General features: G+C 61.0%; 12 protein-coding genes. 9 read left to right on the top strand and 3 right to left on the bottom strand.

Annotated features, from left to right (window positions below; genetic code table 11):
• The first annotated feature begins 3 nt into the window (after positions 1 to 3).
• Both KGB25_RS13660 and KGB25_RS13655 read left to right on the top strand, forming a co-directional pair.
• Positions 4 to 1,185, top strand: coding sequence for a fumarylacetoacetate hydrolase family protein (locus tag KGB25_RS13660; protein ID WP_008024778.1), 1,182 nt, complete (start codon positions 4 to 6; stop codon positions 1,183 to 1,185).
• Positions 1,186 to 1,232: 47 nt separating this feature from the next.
• Entirely contained in the window at positions 1,233 to 3,020 is a 1,788-nt protein-coding gene (locus KGB25_RS13655; protein WP_008024776.1) for an IlvD/Edd family dehydratase, read from the top strand.
• 66 nt (positions 3,021 to 3,086) lie between these two features.
• Here KGB25_RS13655 and ptrR read toward each other — a convergent pair whose 3' ends face one another.
• Positions 3,087 to 3,968 (bottom strand): putrescine utilization regulator PtrR, encoded by an 882-nt coding sequence (gene ptrR, locus KGB25_RS13650; RefSeq protein ID WP_008024741.1) that lies wholly within the window; start codon positions 3,966 to 3,968, stop codon positions 3,087 to 3,089.
• Between the two features lie 100 nt (positions 3,969 to 4,068).
• Between ptrR and KGB25_RS13645 the strand changes: the two genes are divergently transcribed.
• Positions 4,069 to 5,460 (top strand): aldehyde dehydrogenase family protein, encoded by a 1,392-nt coding sequence (locus KGB25_RS13645; protein ID WP_223435203.1) that lies wholly within the window; start codon positions 4,069 to 4,071, stop codon positions 5,458 to 5,460.
• A 165-nt stretch (positions 5,461 to 5,625) separates the two neighbouring features.
• Here KGB25_RS13645 and KGB25_RS13640 read toward each other — a convergent pair whose 3' ends face one another.
• Entirely contained in the window at positions 5,626 to 6,522 is an 897-nt protein-coding gene (locus KGB25_RS13640; protein WP_192228345.1) for a LysR family transcriptional regulator, read from the bottom strand.
• A 161-nt stretch (positions 6,523 to 6,683) separates the two neighbouring features.
• On the opposite strand from KGB25_RS13640, the gene KGB25_RS13635 reads away from it, so the two are divergent.
• The 6 genes from KGB25_RS13635 (at position 6,684) to KGB25_RS13610 (ending at position 14,284) form a co-directional block, all read left to right on the top strand.
• Positions 6,684 to 8,774 carry an acetate--CoA ligase family protein gene (locus KGB25_RS13635; protein WP_223435201.1) on the top strand — a complete coding sequence of 697 codons (2,091 nt, stop codon included), beginning with the start codon at positions 6,684 to 6,686 and terminating at the stop codon, positions 8,772 to 8,774.
• Positions 8,771 to 9,562: an enoyl-CoA hydratase/isomerase family protein gene (locus KGB25_RS13630; RefSeq protein ID WP_223435199.1), complete on the top strand. Its 792-nt coding sequence runs from the start codon at positions 8,771 to 8,773 to the stop codon at positions 9,560 to 9,562. Before KGB25_RS13635 ends, KGB25_RS13630 begins: the two co-directional genes overlap by 4 nt.
• Entirely contained in the window at positions 9,559 to 10,998 is a 1,440-nt protein-coding gene (locus tag KGB25_RS13625) for an aldehyde dehydrogenase family protein (RefSeq protein WP_223435198.1), read from the top strand. Before KGB25_RS13630 ends, KGB25_RS13625 begins: the two co-directional genes overlap by 4 nt.
• Positions 10,995 to 11,816 (top strand): enoyl-CoA hydratase, encoded by an 822-nt coding sequence (locus KGB25_RS13620; RefSeq protein ID WP_192228349.1) that lies wholly within the window; start codon positions 10,995 to 10,997, stop codon positions 11,814 to 11,816. Before KGB25_RS13625 ends, KGB25_RS13620 begins: the two co-directional genes overlap by 4 nt.
• Before the next feature lie 120 nt (positions 11,817 to 11,936).
• Positions 11,937 to 13,253: an MFS transporter gene (locus KGB25_RS13615; RefSeq protein WP_192228350.1), complete on the top strand. Its 1,317-nt coding sequence runs from the start codon at positions 11,937 to 11,939 to the stop codon at positions 13,251 to 13,253.
• Between the two features lie 89 nt (positions 13,254 to 13,342).
• Positions 13,343 to 14,284 (top strand): cupin, encoded by a 942-nt coding sequence (locus KGB25_RS13610; protein WP_192228351.1) that lies wholly within the window; start codon positions 13,343 to 13,345, stop codon positions 14,282 to 14,284.
• Between the two features lie 75 nt (positions 14,285 to 14,359).
• Here KGB25_RS13610 and KGB25_RS13605 read toward each other — a convergent pair whose 3' ends face one another.
• The gene (locus KGB25_RS13605; protein ID WP_223435251.1) at positions 14,360 to 15,259 is read right to left on the bottom strand and encodes a pirin family protein; all 900 of its coding nucleotides are present in this window, start codon (positions 15,257 to 15,259) and stop codon (positions 14,360 to 14,362) included.
• Positions 15,260 to 15,303 lie beyond the last annotated feature (44 nt).

Below are 15,303 nucleotides of genomic sequence, written 5' to 3'. Positions count from 1 at the left end.
CCCATGTCGCTATTGCTTACTCCCGAAAACACCCTGCCCGTCGATGGCGTCGCCGGTACCTTGATCGGTCGCGCCTGGGTACCAGGCCAGATCGCCGGACCTTCGCCGATCGTCCTGCGCGCCGACGGCGTGTTCGATCTGTCGGAGCGCTTCGCGACCCTGAGTGACTTGCTGGAATCGGACGCTCCTCTGTCGGCAGTGCGCGAGACGCCGGGCACCTTCATTGCCAGCATCGAAGCCTTGCTCGCCAACACCGGACCTGACGCCGACCCGTCCCGACCTTACCTGCTGGCCCCTCTGGACTTGCAGGTGATCAAGGCCGCCGGCGTGACATTCGCCGCCAGCATGATCGAGCGTGTGATCGAGGAGCAGGCCGGTGGCGACGCCGCCAAAGCCGAAGCCGTGCGGGCCACCGTGCACGGTGTGATCGGTGACAACCTGCGTTCGATCGTTCCTGGCTCAGAGCAGGCCATGCGTCTGAAAGCCTTGTTGATCGAACAAGGCATGTGGTCGCAATACCTGGAAGTGGGCATCGGTCCGGACGCGGAAATCTTCACCAAGGCACCGGTTCTGGCCTCTGTTGGCAGCGGCAGCCGGATTGGCATTCATCCGGGTTCGCAGTGGAACAACCCGGAACCGGAAGTGGTGCTGGCGGTGAACAGTCGCGGGCAGATTCACGGTGCGACCCTGGGCAATGACGTCAACCTGCGGGACTTTGAAGGCCGCAGCGCGCTGCTGCTGAGCAAGGCCAAGGACAACAACGCATCCTGCTCGATCGGGCCGTTCATCCGCCTGTTCGACGAGCACTTCAGCCTGGACGATGTCCGTGCCTGCGTGGTCGACCTTGAGGTGCAAGGTGAGGACGGTTACCGGATGCACGGATCGAGCTCCATGAGCCAGATCAGCCGTGACCCGCAGGACCTCGCTGGCCAGACCCTCAACGCCAACCACCAATACCCCGATGGTTTCCTGCTGTTTCTCGGTACCCTGTTCGCGCCTACCGAAGATCGCGATCATGTCGGCAGTGGTTTCACCCACAAACTGGGGGACCGGGTCAGCATCAGCAGCCCGTTGCTCGGCAGCCTGCACAATCAGGTGACCCACAGCTGCGAGGCAACGCCTTGGACCTTTGGCGTGAGCGCCTTGCTGCGTAACCTGGCGTCCCGAGGACTGCTGCCACGCTGATCCAGAACAGATTGTCGATTCATCCAATTACAAGAGAGACATGAATCATGAGTGACACCCCTAAACGCCGTCTGCGCAGCGAGCAATGGTTCAACGACCCTGCCCACGCGGACATGACTGCCCTGTATGTCGAACGCTACATGAACTACGGCATGACCCGAGAAGAGCTGCAATCGGGTCGCCCGATCATTGGCATCGCCCAGACCGGCAGCGACTTGACACCTTGCAACCGTCATCATCTGGAACTCGCGCAGCGGGTCAAGGCCGGCATTCGTGATGCCGGTGGCATCCCCATGGAATTCCCCGTCCACCCGATCGCCGAACAGTCACGCCGGCCTACTGCCGCACTGGATCGGAACCTGGCCTATCTGGGACTGGTGGAGATTCTCCACGGTTATCCGCTGGATGGTGTTGTACTCACCACCGGTTGCGACAAGACCACCCCGGCCTGCCTGATGGCCGCCGCCACCACTGACCTGCCGTCCATTGTGCTGTCCGGCGGGCCGATGCTCGACGGTCATCACAAGGGCGAACTGATCGGCTCCGGCACCGTGCTCTGGCACGCGCGCAACCTGATGGCGGCCGGTGAAATCGATTACGAAGGCTTCATGGAAATGACCACCGCGGCATCGCCTTCGGTGGGTCACTGCAACACCATGGGCACCGCACTGTCGATGAACGCACTGGCCGAAGCGCTGGGCATGTCGTTGCCGGGTTGCGCGAGTATTCCGGCGCCCTACCGCGAGCGCGGTCAAATGGCCTACGCCACCGGCAAGCGCATTTGCGAACTGGTGATGCAGGATGTACGCCCGTCACACATCATGACCCGCGAAGCCTTCGAAAACGCCATCGCCGTCGCGTCGGCGCTCGGCGCGTCAAGCAACTGCCCTCCGCACCTGATCGCCATCGCCCGACACATGGGTGTCGAGTTGAGCCTGGATGACTGGCAACGGATTGGCGAAGATGTGCCGCTGCTGGTCAATTGCATGCCGGCCGGCAAATACCTGGGCGAAGGTTTCCATCGCGCGGGCGGCGTGCCATCGGTCATGCATGAATTGCAAAAAGCCGGGCGCCTGCACGAAGACTGCGCCACGGTCAGCGGCAAGACGATCGGCGAAATCGTCAGCAGCAGTCTGACCAGCAACGCTGACGTGATCTATCCCTTCGAGACCCCTCTCAAACATCGCGCGGGGTTCATCGTTCTCAGCGGCAACTTCTTCGATAGCGCAATCATGAAAATGTCGGTGGTCGGCGAGGCGTTCCGCAAGACTTATCTGTCCGAGCCAGGCGCAGAAAACAGCTTTGAAGCACGGGCAATTGTGTTCGAAGGTCCGGAGGACTATCACGCCCGAATCGACGACCCGGCGCTGGAAATCGACGAGCGCTGCATCCTGGTGATTCGTGGCGCCGGCACCGTGGGCTACCCCGGTAGCGCCGAAGTGGTGAACATGGCGCCACCGGCAGCACTGATCAAGCAAGGCATCGACTCTCTGCCGTGCCTGGGCGACGGTCGCCAGAGCGGCACCTCGGCCAGCCCTTCGATCCTCAACATGTCCCCGGAAGCCGCTGTCGGCGGAGGTTTGGCGCTGCTGAAAACCAACGACCGCCTGCGTGTGGACCTCAACGCGAGATCGGTAAACCTGCTGGTCGACGAAGCCGAAATGGCCCGCCGTCGCGCCGAGTGGACGCCAAACATCCCCGCGTCCCAAACGCCGTGGCAAGAGCTGTACCGGCAATTGGTTGGACAGTTATCGACGGGCGGATGCCTGGAGCCGGCCACCCTGCATATGCGGGTCATCGCTCGAAGTGGCGGCGAGCCGCGTCATTCGCACTGACGGTTTTTGCGCAGCCCTGCTATTTCGGCCGGGCAGAATCTGCTGATCGATGGCGGCGCGATTCGCTCAAGTCAGCAGGTCCGCCGCTGCGCATCGCTCCTCGAGCAAACGCACGAACATGGTCAGGCTTTGCGACACCGTCCCCCGGCGCCACACCAGCCAGGTTCGCAAATAGCGAAAGGACTCAGACAACGGCCACACACTCACGGTGGTGCAGCCCGGCATGCTTTCGAGCATGCTGCGCGGCATCAGCGCCAGGCCAGCACCGGAGCTGACACAGGCCAGCATGCCGTGATAGGACTCCATTTCGAAAATCTTGCCGGGCACTGCGGCGTCCTTGGCGAACCAGCTTTCAAAGTGGTGGCGATAAGAGCAATTGGAACGAAAGGCGTAGATGTTTTCGCCGTTCACGTCTTGTGCGCGGTGGATCGGGGCATGGTTGAGCGGCGCGATCAGCACCATCTCTTCCTCGAAGGCCGGCACGCCCTCCAGTGCCGGGTGCAGCACCGGCCCGTCGACAAACGCAGCGGCCAATCGACCCGAGAGCACGCCGTCGATCATGGTTCCGGAAGGTCCCGTGGACAAGGCCAGCTCGACTTTGGCGTGCTTCTGGTTATAGGCGGCCAACAACTCAGGAATGCGCACCGCCGCCGTGCTCTCCAGCGACCCCAGGGGAAACGATCCTTGTGGCTCTTCCCCGGCAACCGTCGCGCGGGCCTCCTGGACCAGGTCGAGGATGCGTCGGGCATAGTCGAGAAAACTCCAACCGGCCGGCGACAGCCGCAGGCGGCTTTTCTCGCGGATAAACAGGTCCACGCCCAGATCCTGCTCCAGTTGCTTGATCCGCGTCGTCAGGTTCGACGGCACCCGATGGATATGCTGAGCGGCCACGCTGATGCTGCCGTGCTCGGCGACAGCTTTGAAAATTTCGAGCTGAACCAGATCCAAGTCATTCTCCAAACGTGAACGGTACGATCAGTATTATTCAGTTTCCAGAAAACAAATGCCACCGTAGTCTGACCCCATCCCCACCCCGCAGGACGGTGCCATGACCCATGTTTCCAGCCTCACCCATGCCATTTCGATCAACCCCGCCAACGGCGAGCAGATCGGCCACTACCCTTTTGAATCCGATGCGGCGCTGCAATCCGCACTGTCACGCGCTGCGGCCGGGTTTCGTGTCTGGCGCGGCACACCGGTGGCGCAACGCGCGCAACGGCTGATCGCCCTGGCCAACGTCTTGCGCAACAACGCAGAAGCAATGGCAACCATGATCACCCTGGAGATGGGGAAGCCGATCAGTCAGGCCCGTGGCGAAATCGAAAAATGTGCGCAGCTCTGCGAATGGTACGCCGAGCACGGCCCGGCCATGCTCAACGCTGAACCGACACTGGTTGAGGGCGGGAAAGCGCGCATTGAATACCGCCCGCTCGGCCCGATTCTCGCGGTGATGCCGTGGAACTTCCCGATCTGGCAGGTACTACGTGGCGCCGTTCCGGTACTGCTCGCCGGCAACACCTACGTGCTCAAACACGCACCAAACGTGATGGGCAGCGCTTACCTGTTGCTGGATGCCTTCAAGCAAGCCGAATTCCCTGAAGGGGTTTTCGAAGTCATCAACGTCACGCCGGACGGCGTTTCCACGGCGATCAAAGATTCACGCATTGCAGCGGTGACCCTCACCGGCAGCGTGCGGGCCGGCATGGCCATCGGCGCGCAGGCCGGTGCAGCGTTGAAAAAATGTGTATTGGAGCTCGGTGGTTCCGACCCCTTTATCGTGCTCAACGATGCCGACCTCGACGATGCGGTGAAAGCCGCCGTCATTGGCCGCTATCAAAACACCGGGCAAGTCTGCGCAGCGGCCAAACGCCTGATTGTCGAGCAAGGCATCGTCGAGGAGTTCACACGCAAGTTCGTCGAAGCCACGCGCAAACTGGTGGTCGGTGATCCACTCGCCGCCACCACGTACGTTGGCCCGATGGCCCGCTTTGATCTGCGTGATGAACTGGATCAACAAGTGCGCGATACCCTGGAAGAAGGCGCGACATTGTTGCTGGGTGGCAAGAAAGCAGAAGGCCCCGGCAACTTCTACGAGCCAACGGTTTTCGCTGATGTCACCGACCAGATGACCTCGTTCAAGCAGGAACTGTTTGGCCCGGTCGCGTCGATCATCACCGCACGCGATGCCGCCCACGCGCTGGAACTGGCAAATGACAGTGAATTCGGCCTCGCTGCGACTATCTACACCGGCAACGTAGAACGTGCCCAACAGATGGCCGGCGAACTGGAAACCGGTGGCGTATTCATCAACGGTTACTGCGCCTCCGATCCGCGCGTCACCTTCGGCGGCGTGAAGAAGAGCGGTTTTGGTCGCGAGCTTTCGCACTTCGGCGTGCGGGAATTCTGCAACGCGCAGACGGTGTGGCTGGATCGTCACTAAGTGCAGGGATGAAGTCTTGAAAGCTGGCTCCAGGTGAATTTTGTGGAGCCTTCAAGGCATAAAAAAGCTGCCGCTTCATAAGCGGCAGCTGATGGTTTATCGGCTGGAGGTTCGCTGCGGGACTGAGCAAAACCCAGGCATGACCATTCTTCAAAAGCGCAGGATTTACTCAAGAAGCGCCTTGGACAATTCACGGACATGCACGCCAACCACTCTGGCCGCCTTTGACAGCGGATGCTGGTGGGTGAACGCCAAGGCAATCGTCCGTTTGATCTCCGGCCTGGTGATTCGCACGGCATCGAGCAACCCGCGTTCGACATCGTCCTGCACCGCCAGAAAAGGCAGGATGGTGAACGCTCCGCCTGTCGTCGCCACATCCTTCATTGCGTTCAGCGTGTCGACTTCGATAGCCACGTTCAACGAGAGCTGATGTTTGCGCGCCAACTGGTCCAGGGTGGTCCGTAACCCGTTGGGGCGAGAAGGCAGGATCAGCGGAAAATCCGCCAACGCAGCAAACTCGATCGATTGCTTGAGCCCATTGAGGCTTCCCGCTTTACCCACCAGGTACGTATCAACGACGCCCAGGGTTTCTTCGTCACGCGCGTTGGATATGCCGTAGCGATTAACGACTATCAGGTCCAGCGCACCTGCTGCCAGTTGCTCATCAAGATCACCGCTGAAGCCCTCGACCACATGCAGGCGTACGCCGGGGGCATGGGTTTGCAGCTTGGTGAACAGCATGGGCAGCAACCTTCTCGACATCGACGGCAGCACACCGATGTGCACCGTCCCTGCCGGCACGCCTGAGGACTCCCTGACCAACGTTTCCAGGCGCTCGGCCTGAGCGAGCAGCAAACGAATCTCCGGTAGCACAAGCCGCCCAAAATCCGAGACGACCAGGCCACGCCCGGTGCGCACGAATAGCTGATCGCCCCACTCGACCTCCAGTTGCGCCAGTTGCCGGCTGACCAGCGACTGAGCGGTGCCCAGTGCCACTGCGGTTCGGGAAATAGACCCGAGCTCGTCCATCAGCAGCACGCTTTGTAGCTGTTTCAGATTCATCAACCTCGCCCTCAGCGCCCTCTTCCAGTGCTCGAAACATAAACGACAGCCCTGCATCAAGCCATCACTATTTGATGTATCTGATATCGCCTTTATGACACTTCCAGATGGGTATGGCGCTCCCTAGACTCGTATCAGACCTGAAGCCAACGAGAGCCCCCATGGCCCATAACAATAAAATCAGCCCGGCAGCGTTATCGCTGTTCGACCCGTCCAGCGTCGCCGTCATCGGCGCATCCGAAGACCCGAACAAAGTCGGCGGACGGCCCATCCATTACATGCTCAAGTTGGGTTACGCCGGCACAATCCTGCCGATCAACCCCAAGCGCGAGTCGGTTCAAGGCCTGCGTTGCTATCCCGATCTGGGGGCGCTGGATACCGTTCCCGAGGCAGCAATCATTGCCGTCTCGGGCACTGCGGCGGTGGAAGCGATCAAGGCGTGCGCCCGTTTGGGTGTGAAGACGGCAGTGGTCATGGCTTCCGGGTTTGCCGAGACCGGCGAAAGCGGTCGCCAGTTGCAGAATGAACTGGTGGACTTCGCACGCCATCACGGCATGCGTCTGATCGGCCCCAACGCCCAAGGGTTTGCCAATTTCGCCAACGGCGCGATGCTGAATTTCAGCACCATGTTCATGGAAGTGGCGCCCGCCGACGGACCTATCGCCATTGTCAGCCAAAGCGGTGCGGCGAGCGTCATGCCGTACGCGATGTTGCGTGAGCAGGGTTATGGCGTTCGCTACCTGGCAGCCACTGGCAACGACGCTGACCTGGGCGTGTCGGAGCTGACTCGCGTCCTCGTGGACGACCCGCAGATCCGCCTGATTCTGGTGTACGTGGAAACGGTTTCGAACCCGATGCTGCTCGCGGAGGCGGCACACATCGCTCGTCAAAACGGCTGCCACATCGTGCTGCTCAAAGGCGGCGTGAGTAACAAGGGCGCTGCTGCCGCCGCGTCCCACACCGGGGCCATGGTGGGCCAGGATGGCGCCCTCGATGCGTTTCTCGACAAGCATGGAATCTGGCGTGCACACGATATCCACGAACTGGTCAACGCAGCACCGCTGTACCTGAGCGGTTTTGCTCCGGGTGCTGGTCGAGCGGTCGTGATGAGTCACAGCGGTGCAGTGGGTGTGCTGTGCGCCGATGCCGCCGAACGTGTCGGTCTGCCGCTGACCGAGCTGGCGCCGCCAACCCTGGAACGCCTGAAAGGTCTGATCCCTGACTTCGCCAGCGCCGCAAATCCGCTGGACCTCACCGCCGCCCTGCTCGGCAACGGCGGGATGTTTCCTGCCGTTCTCGATGTGCTTGGCCAAGACCCGGAAGCGGACATGTTTCTCATCGGGATCCCCGTGGCGGGCCCCGGCTACGATGTGCCGGGGCTGGCTCAGACCACTGCGAGGTTCATGCAACACACCGGCAAACCCGTGGTAATGACCGCGCCTCAAGCGGATGTCCGGGCGCAATTCCAGCAAGCCGGAGTGCCGGCATTCCGCAACGAAAGCGAAGCGGTAGCGGCGCTTCGTCAGTACGCCCGGCATTGCCAATGGCAAGGCTCGCCACTCCCCGCACCCACGGCAACAACCGTGAACGCCTGCGCCGGCCTGCTTGATGAGGCAGACAGCCTGGCCCTCCTGGCAAACGCCGGGGTGCCGGTCGTCGAGCATCGGGTTTGCCATGACGCGGATAGCGCGGCCCGTATCGCCGCTGATTTCGGCGGGCGCATCGTCATCAAAGGCTGCGCTGCGCAGGTTCCCCACAAGAGCGAGCACGGTCTCGTTCATCTCAACCTCGCCGACCCGCAAGCGGTTCAGGACGCGGCGCATCGTTGCCTGGGCGCCCTGGACACGCTGGGTGTTCCCCACGGCCGGCTGATCGTCGCGCGCTCGGTCAAAGGGCTGCATGAATTCATGCTTGGCGTCGTAGTAGATCCATTGTTCGGCCCGCTGGTCGTGATCGGTGAAGGGGGAACCCTGGTCGAGATCCGCAAGGACACCGTTTCGCTGCTCGCCCCGTTCACTGAGGCGCAAGCGCTGGAAGCGATCGATCAACTGCGCATTGCCCCGGTACTCAAGGGCGCGCGCGGTCAACCGCCACTCGACGCCAAGGCCCTGGCCCGGGCAGCGGTGGCGCTGGGTGATTTCGCCCTGCAACACCAGGCAAACCTGCTGAGCGTCGACGTCAACCCGGTCATGGTCATGGCCGAAGGCGTAGTAGCGGTCGACGCCGTTATCGAATACCGGGAGGCACCATGAGCATCAGTCATATCGATCAACAGCGCAGCGTCCTGGTTGAAATCGAGGATCAGGTGGCGCTGGTCACGCTCAACCGCCCCGCCAACCTGAACGCGGTGAATCAAAACCTGCGCAGCGCATTGATCACCGCGCTGACACAACTCAATGACGACCCGGCTGTTAAAGCGGTCGTTCTGACGGGTGCCGGTGACCGGGCGTTTTGTGCGGGTCAGGATCTGGAAGAAGCCAGCGCGGTCGACTGGAAGCAGATTGCGCCTTGGCTGAACGCGCAACGCGCCATGTACCAGGCCGTACGCGACCTGGACAAACCCTGCGTGGTCGCCATCAACGGCGTCGCCGCCGGCGCAGGCATGCAACTCGCGCTGTGTGGCGACTGGCGGGTTGCCACGCCGGACGCCCGCATCGGTCAGCCTGAAGTGAAAGCGGGCCTGGCGAGCATCGTCGGCTCCTACTTGCTCTCTTTGCATGTCGGCCTGACCCACAACGCGCAACTGTCCCTGTCCGGCGAACTCATCAACGGCCAGCGCGCTCACGAGATCGGGCTGGTGACAGAGCTTGCGTCAGACGTCCTGGGTGCAGCCATCGTCCGCGCACACTCGCTGGCGCAGCTACCCGCGACGGCCATCCGCCTGTCCAAACAACGCTTCCGGGCGCTCACTCAACCCGGTTTCGACGACGCCTGTACCGCCGGCATCCGCGCCCAACTCGAATGCTATGCCAGCGGTGAGCCACAGACCTTGATGAGCGCGTTTCTCGACGCCCGTGCACGCAAAGGAAATACACCATGACTGCCTATCAACATCACCTGATCAACGGACGCTGGACGCCCGCGCAATCCGCCGACAGCACTCGCGTCTACGACTCGGCGAGCGAAGCCGGGCTGGGCCAGGTCGCCCATGGCACATCATCGGAAATCGACCTCGCCGTCGAGGCCGCGAAAAATGCCTTTGCCTCGTGGTCAACGCTGCCTGTCAGCACGCGGGCTGACTTCGTGCGCGGCATCGCCAATCAACTGGAAGAACACGTTGCTCAGCTTGCCCAAGGGATCGCCGCCGAGGTCGGCATGCCGCTCAAGCTGTCGCAGCGCATACAGGTGCAGGCACCGATTCTGGCGTGGCGGGCGACGGCTGATCTGGCGGTCGATTGCCTGGCGGATGCCCAGGTCGGCAACTCCACCATCACCCATGTCCCGGTCGGCGTCGTCGGTGCTATCACCCCGTGGAACTACCCGTTGCACCAGATCACCGGCAAGGTCGCCGCTGCATTGGTCGCCGGTTGCACCGTGGTCCTCAAACCGTCGGAACTGGCGCCTTGCACAGCACGTGCACTGGGTGAAGCGGCACTGGCCGCCGGCCTGCCCAACGGTGTGCTGAACATTGTTCTGGGCGACGCGGCGACCGGCCAGGCTTTGGTCGATCATCCAGACATCGCGCTGCTCTCGTTTACCGGTTCCACCGCAGTGGGCCGACGTATCGCCGCCTCGGCAGGCCAGGCACTGAAGCGGGTTTCACTGGAGTTGGGTGGCAAATCAGCCTGCATCGCGACAGCGGATGCCCCTGCCGAAAACGTCGTACGCCACGTGGTCGCGTCATGCTTTCTGAACTCGGGCCAATCGTGCAACTCACTGACGCGCTTGCTCGTCCCCGTCGAGTTGTATGACACCTACCGTGCCTTGCTGGCTGACGCGGTGACTCGCCTGACGCTAGGCGACCCCATGGAGGCGACCACACGCATGGGGCCCCTGGTGTCTGCGGCGCATCGGGACCGTGTTCACGCCATGATCACTGATAGCGAATCCCAGGGTTTTGACCTGATTGCCGGCGGCAGCCAAGCGCCAGTGCCGGCGACCGGTTACTACATTGCGCCGACTATTTTCGGCCGCGTTCCGCCTCAATCGGCACTGGCACAGCAGGAAGTGTTTGGCCCTGTACTCAGTGTGACCACCTATGAAAGCGAACAGCAGGCCGTCGAGATTGCCAACGGCACAGCGTATGGCCTGGCCGGCGCGGTGTGGGCGGCCGATACCGATCACGCCCTGAGCCTCGCCCTTCAACTACGCGCCGGTCAGGTCGACGTCAATGGCGCGCCCTATAACCCGGCAGCGCCGTTCGGTGGCTTTGGTGATTCCGGCCTTGGTCGTGAGGGCGGTACGTACGGAATCGAGGAGTTTGTGGAAATACGCGCCATTCAAATGCCCGTCGCCAGCACGAGGGAAAAATCATGAATTTCAATCAGATCGAACTCAGCCGTTTCGGCGCTCAAGAGCACGTTGCCGTCGTGACCCTGATGCGCCCCGAGAAAATGAATGCACTGACCAAGGTGATGGAGGCAGAGCTGCGCGAAGCGTTCGCTCAACTGGATCGCGACGACACCGTTCGCGTCATCGTATTGACCGGTAACGGTCGTGCATTCTGCGCCGGCATGGACATCGATGAACTTGAGGTGCTGCCACCCGACGACATCAGTGAAATGGCCTGGATGCGCGCCTATGACATGAACCGTCGCGCCGACTACCAAAGCCGTTACTCGTATTTCCCCGGCGTCCGCAAACCCGTCATCAGCGCAATCAACGGCGCCGCAGCCGGCTTGGGGTTGGTACTGGCGCTGTACAGCGACATGCGTTTCGCCAGTGAAACCGCGGTGTTTTCCACGGCTTTCGCCAAACGCGGGTTGATTGCCGAACACGGCATTGCCTGGCTGTTGCCGCGCATTGTCGGGCCGGGGCACGCCGCGGATTTGTTGCTTTCGTCACGCAAGGTATCGGCGCAGGAAGCACTGAGCATGGGCCTGGTCGAACGCCTGTTTGCAGCGGATGCCCTGCTGGATCAGACCCTGAAATACGCCGAAGAACTGGCCCTCAATGTCTCGCCCCGCTCTGTACGCGTCATCAAACAGCAGTTGGGCGAGTCGCCTTTCCAGACACTCACCGAGTCCATCGCCCAGGCCAACCGGGAGATGTTCCTGAGCATCCAGAGCGATGACTTCAAGGAAGGCGTGGCGCATTTCATGGAACGACGACCGGCACGCTTTAGCGGCACCTGATTTATCCAGACAACCTTCAGAGCTGCCACAATCGCCAGAGTACAGCCGCTTCGACTGCTCGCTGGCGATCACAGGGCATTGATATCACGAGCACTCCATAAAAATAACAAGGAGTCAGCGATGACTATCCTCAATACCGCAGAACAGCACATCGGCGTACAGGACCCTGCCCTCGCCGAATCAACGTTCAAGAAAATCATGTGGCGGTTCATGCCGCTGTTGTTCCTTTGCTATGTCGTCAGTTACCTGGACAGGATCAACGTCGGCTTTGCCAAGCTGACCATGCTCAACGATTTGTCCTTCAGCAATGCGGTCTACGGCCTGGGCGCCGGTGTTTTCTTCATTGGCTACTTCTTCGCTGAAGTGCCCAGCAACATGATCCTGCACCGCGTCGGCGCGCGACGCTGGATCGCCCGGATCATGATCACCTGGTCGCTCATCTCGGCAGCGACTGCACTGGTTCAGACGCCGATGCAGTTCTACATCGCCCGGTTTTTCCTGGGCATCGCCGAAGCAGGCTTTTTCCCCGGCATCGTGCTCTATCTCACCCTTTGGTTTCCGGCCCATCGCCGGGGCAAGATGGTCGCGCTGCTGATGGCGGGCAATCCGGTGTCCGGCATCCTCAGCGGCCTGGTGTCGGGCTACATCATGCACACCATGAACGCGGTCCATGGGCTGGCCGGCTGGCAATGGCTGTTCATTATCGAAGCCGCACCGGCACTGATACTGGGTTTTGTCGTGATGTTCTTTCTTACCGACAAAGTCGACGACGCTCATTGGCTGAGCAAAGAACAACGCGCCTTGGTTGCCGAAGAAATCAGCCAGGACAACCGCTCCAAAACCCACAGCTCGGTGCGTCAAGGATTGCTCGGCGGTCGGGTCTGGCTGATGTGCGCCATTCTGTTCCTGCTCGTGATGGGCACCAGCACCATTGGCTTCTGGCAGCCAAGCATCATCAGCAACTCCGGCATTACCGACCCGCGAACGATCGGGATCATTTCGGCGGTGCCCTATCTGGCGGCACTGCTGGGCATGTACCTGGCCGGTAAAAGCTCTGATCGCCATCGGGAGCGCCGTTGGCATGCAATCATTCCGCTGTTGGTGGCCGTGCCTGGTTTTCTGATTTGCGCGTTCTTCCCGTTGACACCCTGGCTGGCCATTACCGGTCTGATCATCGCGACTGCCGGGATCATCACCTCACTGCCCATGTTCTGGGCGCTGCCGACCTCGTTTCTGGGCGGTGCAGGTGCGGCGGCCGGAATTGCGCTGATTAACTCCACGGGCAATCTGGCCAGCTTCGCCGGCCCTGCAATGCACGGTTACCTGAAGGACCTGACGCAATCGATGACCACAGGGTTGGTCATTGTCGCGGGCTGCGTGTTCGTCTCGGCCATGATCATCCTGGTGTTCGTACCGGCGAAAATGGTCAACCGATAATCACCACTTCCCGTTGTAACCCCCCTCGCAGCTTCTGACAGCAATCCAACAGAAGCTGCGTCAAAGGATCAAAGATCGAGGTGATAACCGTGAACAGCACATTCAGGATCGATGCAGTAGACGCCGTGCCGACAAACGAGCGGGAAGCCGAGTATTTCGAGTACAGCAAAGCGGCGAATCCGATCAGCGCCAAGCTCATTACCCGCGTTCCCTACCACAACTTTCCAGCGTCACTCTGTGCCACTGGCCCCTCGCGGATCGTACCGCTGGACCTGAGCGAAGCACTGGGCTGTGAAGGGCCGGCAACCGGGCCCGGGCTTTGTGCAAACTTCATCCGCCTCAATGCGGGCGATAACCTTACGCTCCAGCCCAACGCCACCTCGCAGGTTTTTTATGTGATTGCCGGCGCAGGCGAAGTCACCCAGGGCGAGCACACCCTTGAATGGTCCAAAGGCTGCTTCATTGCGCTGCCGGGTCTTCTGGACGCCCGTTTCAGCGCGACCGAGGATGCCCGTCTCTACTACGTGCATGACGAACCACTGCTGCGTTATCTCGGCGTGACCCGCAGCATCGATCGGTTCATGCCTACGTTGTATCCGGCGCATACAGCCAACGCGAAGCTGCGTGAAGCGGCCGATGACCCGCGCGCGCAAGACCGCAGCCGTATCAGCATTTTGTTGGCTAATCGCAATTTTCCTCAAACCCGAACCGTGACCCATGTGCTCTGGGCAATGTATGGAATCTTGCCTGCCGGCTCGATCCAGAAGCCTCACCGGCATCAGTCCATTGCGCTGGATTTCATCATCGACTGCCCGGCAGGTTGCTACTCACTGGTGGGCACCGAGCTGGATGCCGATGGCCAGATACGTAACCCGGTTCGCGTGGATTGGGCCCCGGGGTTGGCTTTTGTAACGCCACCTGGCTACTGGCACGCCCACTTCAACGAGTCGGATCAGGAAGCGTTCCTGATCCCGATTCAGGACGCGGGGCTGCAGACGCATCTTCGCTCACTGGATATTCGCTTCAGCTGATACAGGTTGTTCATTGCCCCCGCTCGCCCTGCACGAGCGGTCAGGCAACACCGGTTTAATCACCTGAAAGCCGGGTTACTTGAAAACGGGCACGCTGGCTGACCCGCTCGGCTTTTTCAGGTATTCACGCAGCCGTGCACCGATCTCGGCAATTTTTGCCTCCCCCGCCCGCAAGGCTTGCGGGTTGGTATGCACCGAGTAACTTCCCAGCGCCAGATCATAAGGATGTGGCTGCGCGGAGCCGATCACGAAGACCGTTTCCTTGTGCATGGCCTTGAGCGTAACGGTGCCGCTACCGGGTTCGAAAACGACCATTTCTCCCGCCATGACCACCTCCGGAGCGCAAAGCGATCCACGACTGACACTCAACCACAACGACTCATGACCCGTGGGCGGCACATAACTCCAGGATTCTCCGGCAGGTAGCGTGACCAGCAGGTAGTTCATGCCGGCGGGAGCGCGAACCGGGCTTTGGACACCCTGGTATGCACCTAGAATCACACGCGCCGGCCCCACTTCTGGCATCACGCCTGACTCCAGGTATTGGCTATCGACACTGGCATTTTCCAGCGCTGGCGGGAGTGCAACCCACAGTTGAAAACCCTGAATGCGCTTCGATGTACCGACCGACATTTCCTTGCCATGCCAGACCCCGCCACCCGCGCGCATCCATTCGACACCACCATAGTCAATCATCCCCGAACCCGAATCCGCCTCCTCAAAACGCAAATTCCCTTCGGTAATGACGGTGACCGTGGCGATGCCGGAATGTGGATGCATCTGCATGCCGTTGATGAACGAGCTCTCGCCTTCAAACAGGTCAAGGAACACAAAAGGCTTGAGCAGTTGGCCGAGGTCTGAGGGGCTCATCAACCGGACAATCGCGCCATGCCCATTGCCGGTGGTGCGGTAACGGATGGCCCGCTGGGTAACGGTTTCTTGTGTATCGATCTGAGGTTGTTGCTTAAAGGACATCATGATGACTCGAAGTTGGAAGCCTTTCGGCCCGATGCTCCAGA

The sequence above is a fragment of the Pseudomonas sp. BF-RE-21 genome, assembly GCF_019947305.1.
GTDB classification, from domain to species: domain Bacteria; phylum Pseudomonadota; class Gammaproteobacteria; order Pseudomonadales; family Pseudomonadaceae; genus Aquipseudomonas; species Aquipseudomonas migulae.
The sequence above is the reverse complement of the archived record's forward strand: the minus strand, read 5'-3'. Positions and strand labels throughout refer to the sequence as shown.

Coding starts and splice junctions, on each gene's coding strand:
- KGB25_RS13645 (WP_223435203.1), top strand. CDS start 4,069: ATGACCCATGTTTCCAGCCTCACCCATGCCATTTCGATCAACCCCGCC.
- KGB25_RS13630 (WP_223435199.1), top strand. CDS start 8,771: ATGAGCATCAGTCATATCGATCAACAGCGCAGCGTCCTGGTTGAAATC.
- KGB25_RS13660 (WP_008024778.1), top strand. CDS start 4: ATGTCGCTATTGCTTACTCCCGAAAACACCCTGCCCGTCGATGGCGTC.
- KGB25_RS13620 (WP_192228349.1), top strand. CDS start 10,995: ATGAATTTCAATCAGATCGAACTCAGCCGTTTCGGCGCTCAAGAGCAC.
- KGB25_RS13625 (WP_223435198.1), top strand. CDS start 9,559: ATGACTGCCTATCAACATCACCTGATCAACGGACGCTGGACGCCCGCG.
- KGB25_RS13605 (WP_223435251.1), bottom strand. CDS start 15,259: ATGTCCTTTAAGCAACAACCTCAGATCGATACACAAGAAACCGTTACC.
- KGB25_RS13635 (WP_223435201.1), top strand. CDS start 6,684: ATGGCCCATAACAATAAAATCAGCCCGGCAGCGTTATCGCTGTTCGAC.
- KGB25_RS13615 (WP_192228350.1), top strand. CDS start 11,937: ATGACTATCCTCAATACCGCAGAACAGCACATCGGCGTACAGGACCCT.
- KGB25_RS13655 (WP_008024776.1), top strand. CDS start 1,233: ATGAGTGACACCCCTAAACGCCGTCTGCGCAGCGAGCAATGGTTCAAC.
- KGB25_RS13640 (WP_192228345.1), bottom strand. CDS start 6,522: ATGAATCTGAAACAGCTACAAAGCGTGCTGCTGATGGACGAGCTCGGG.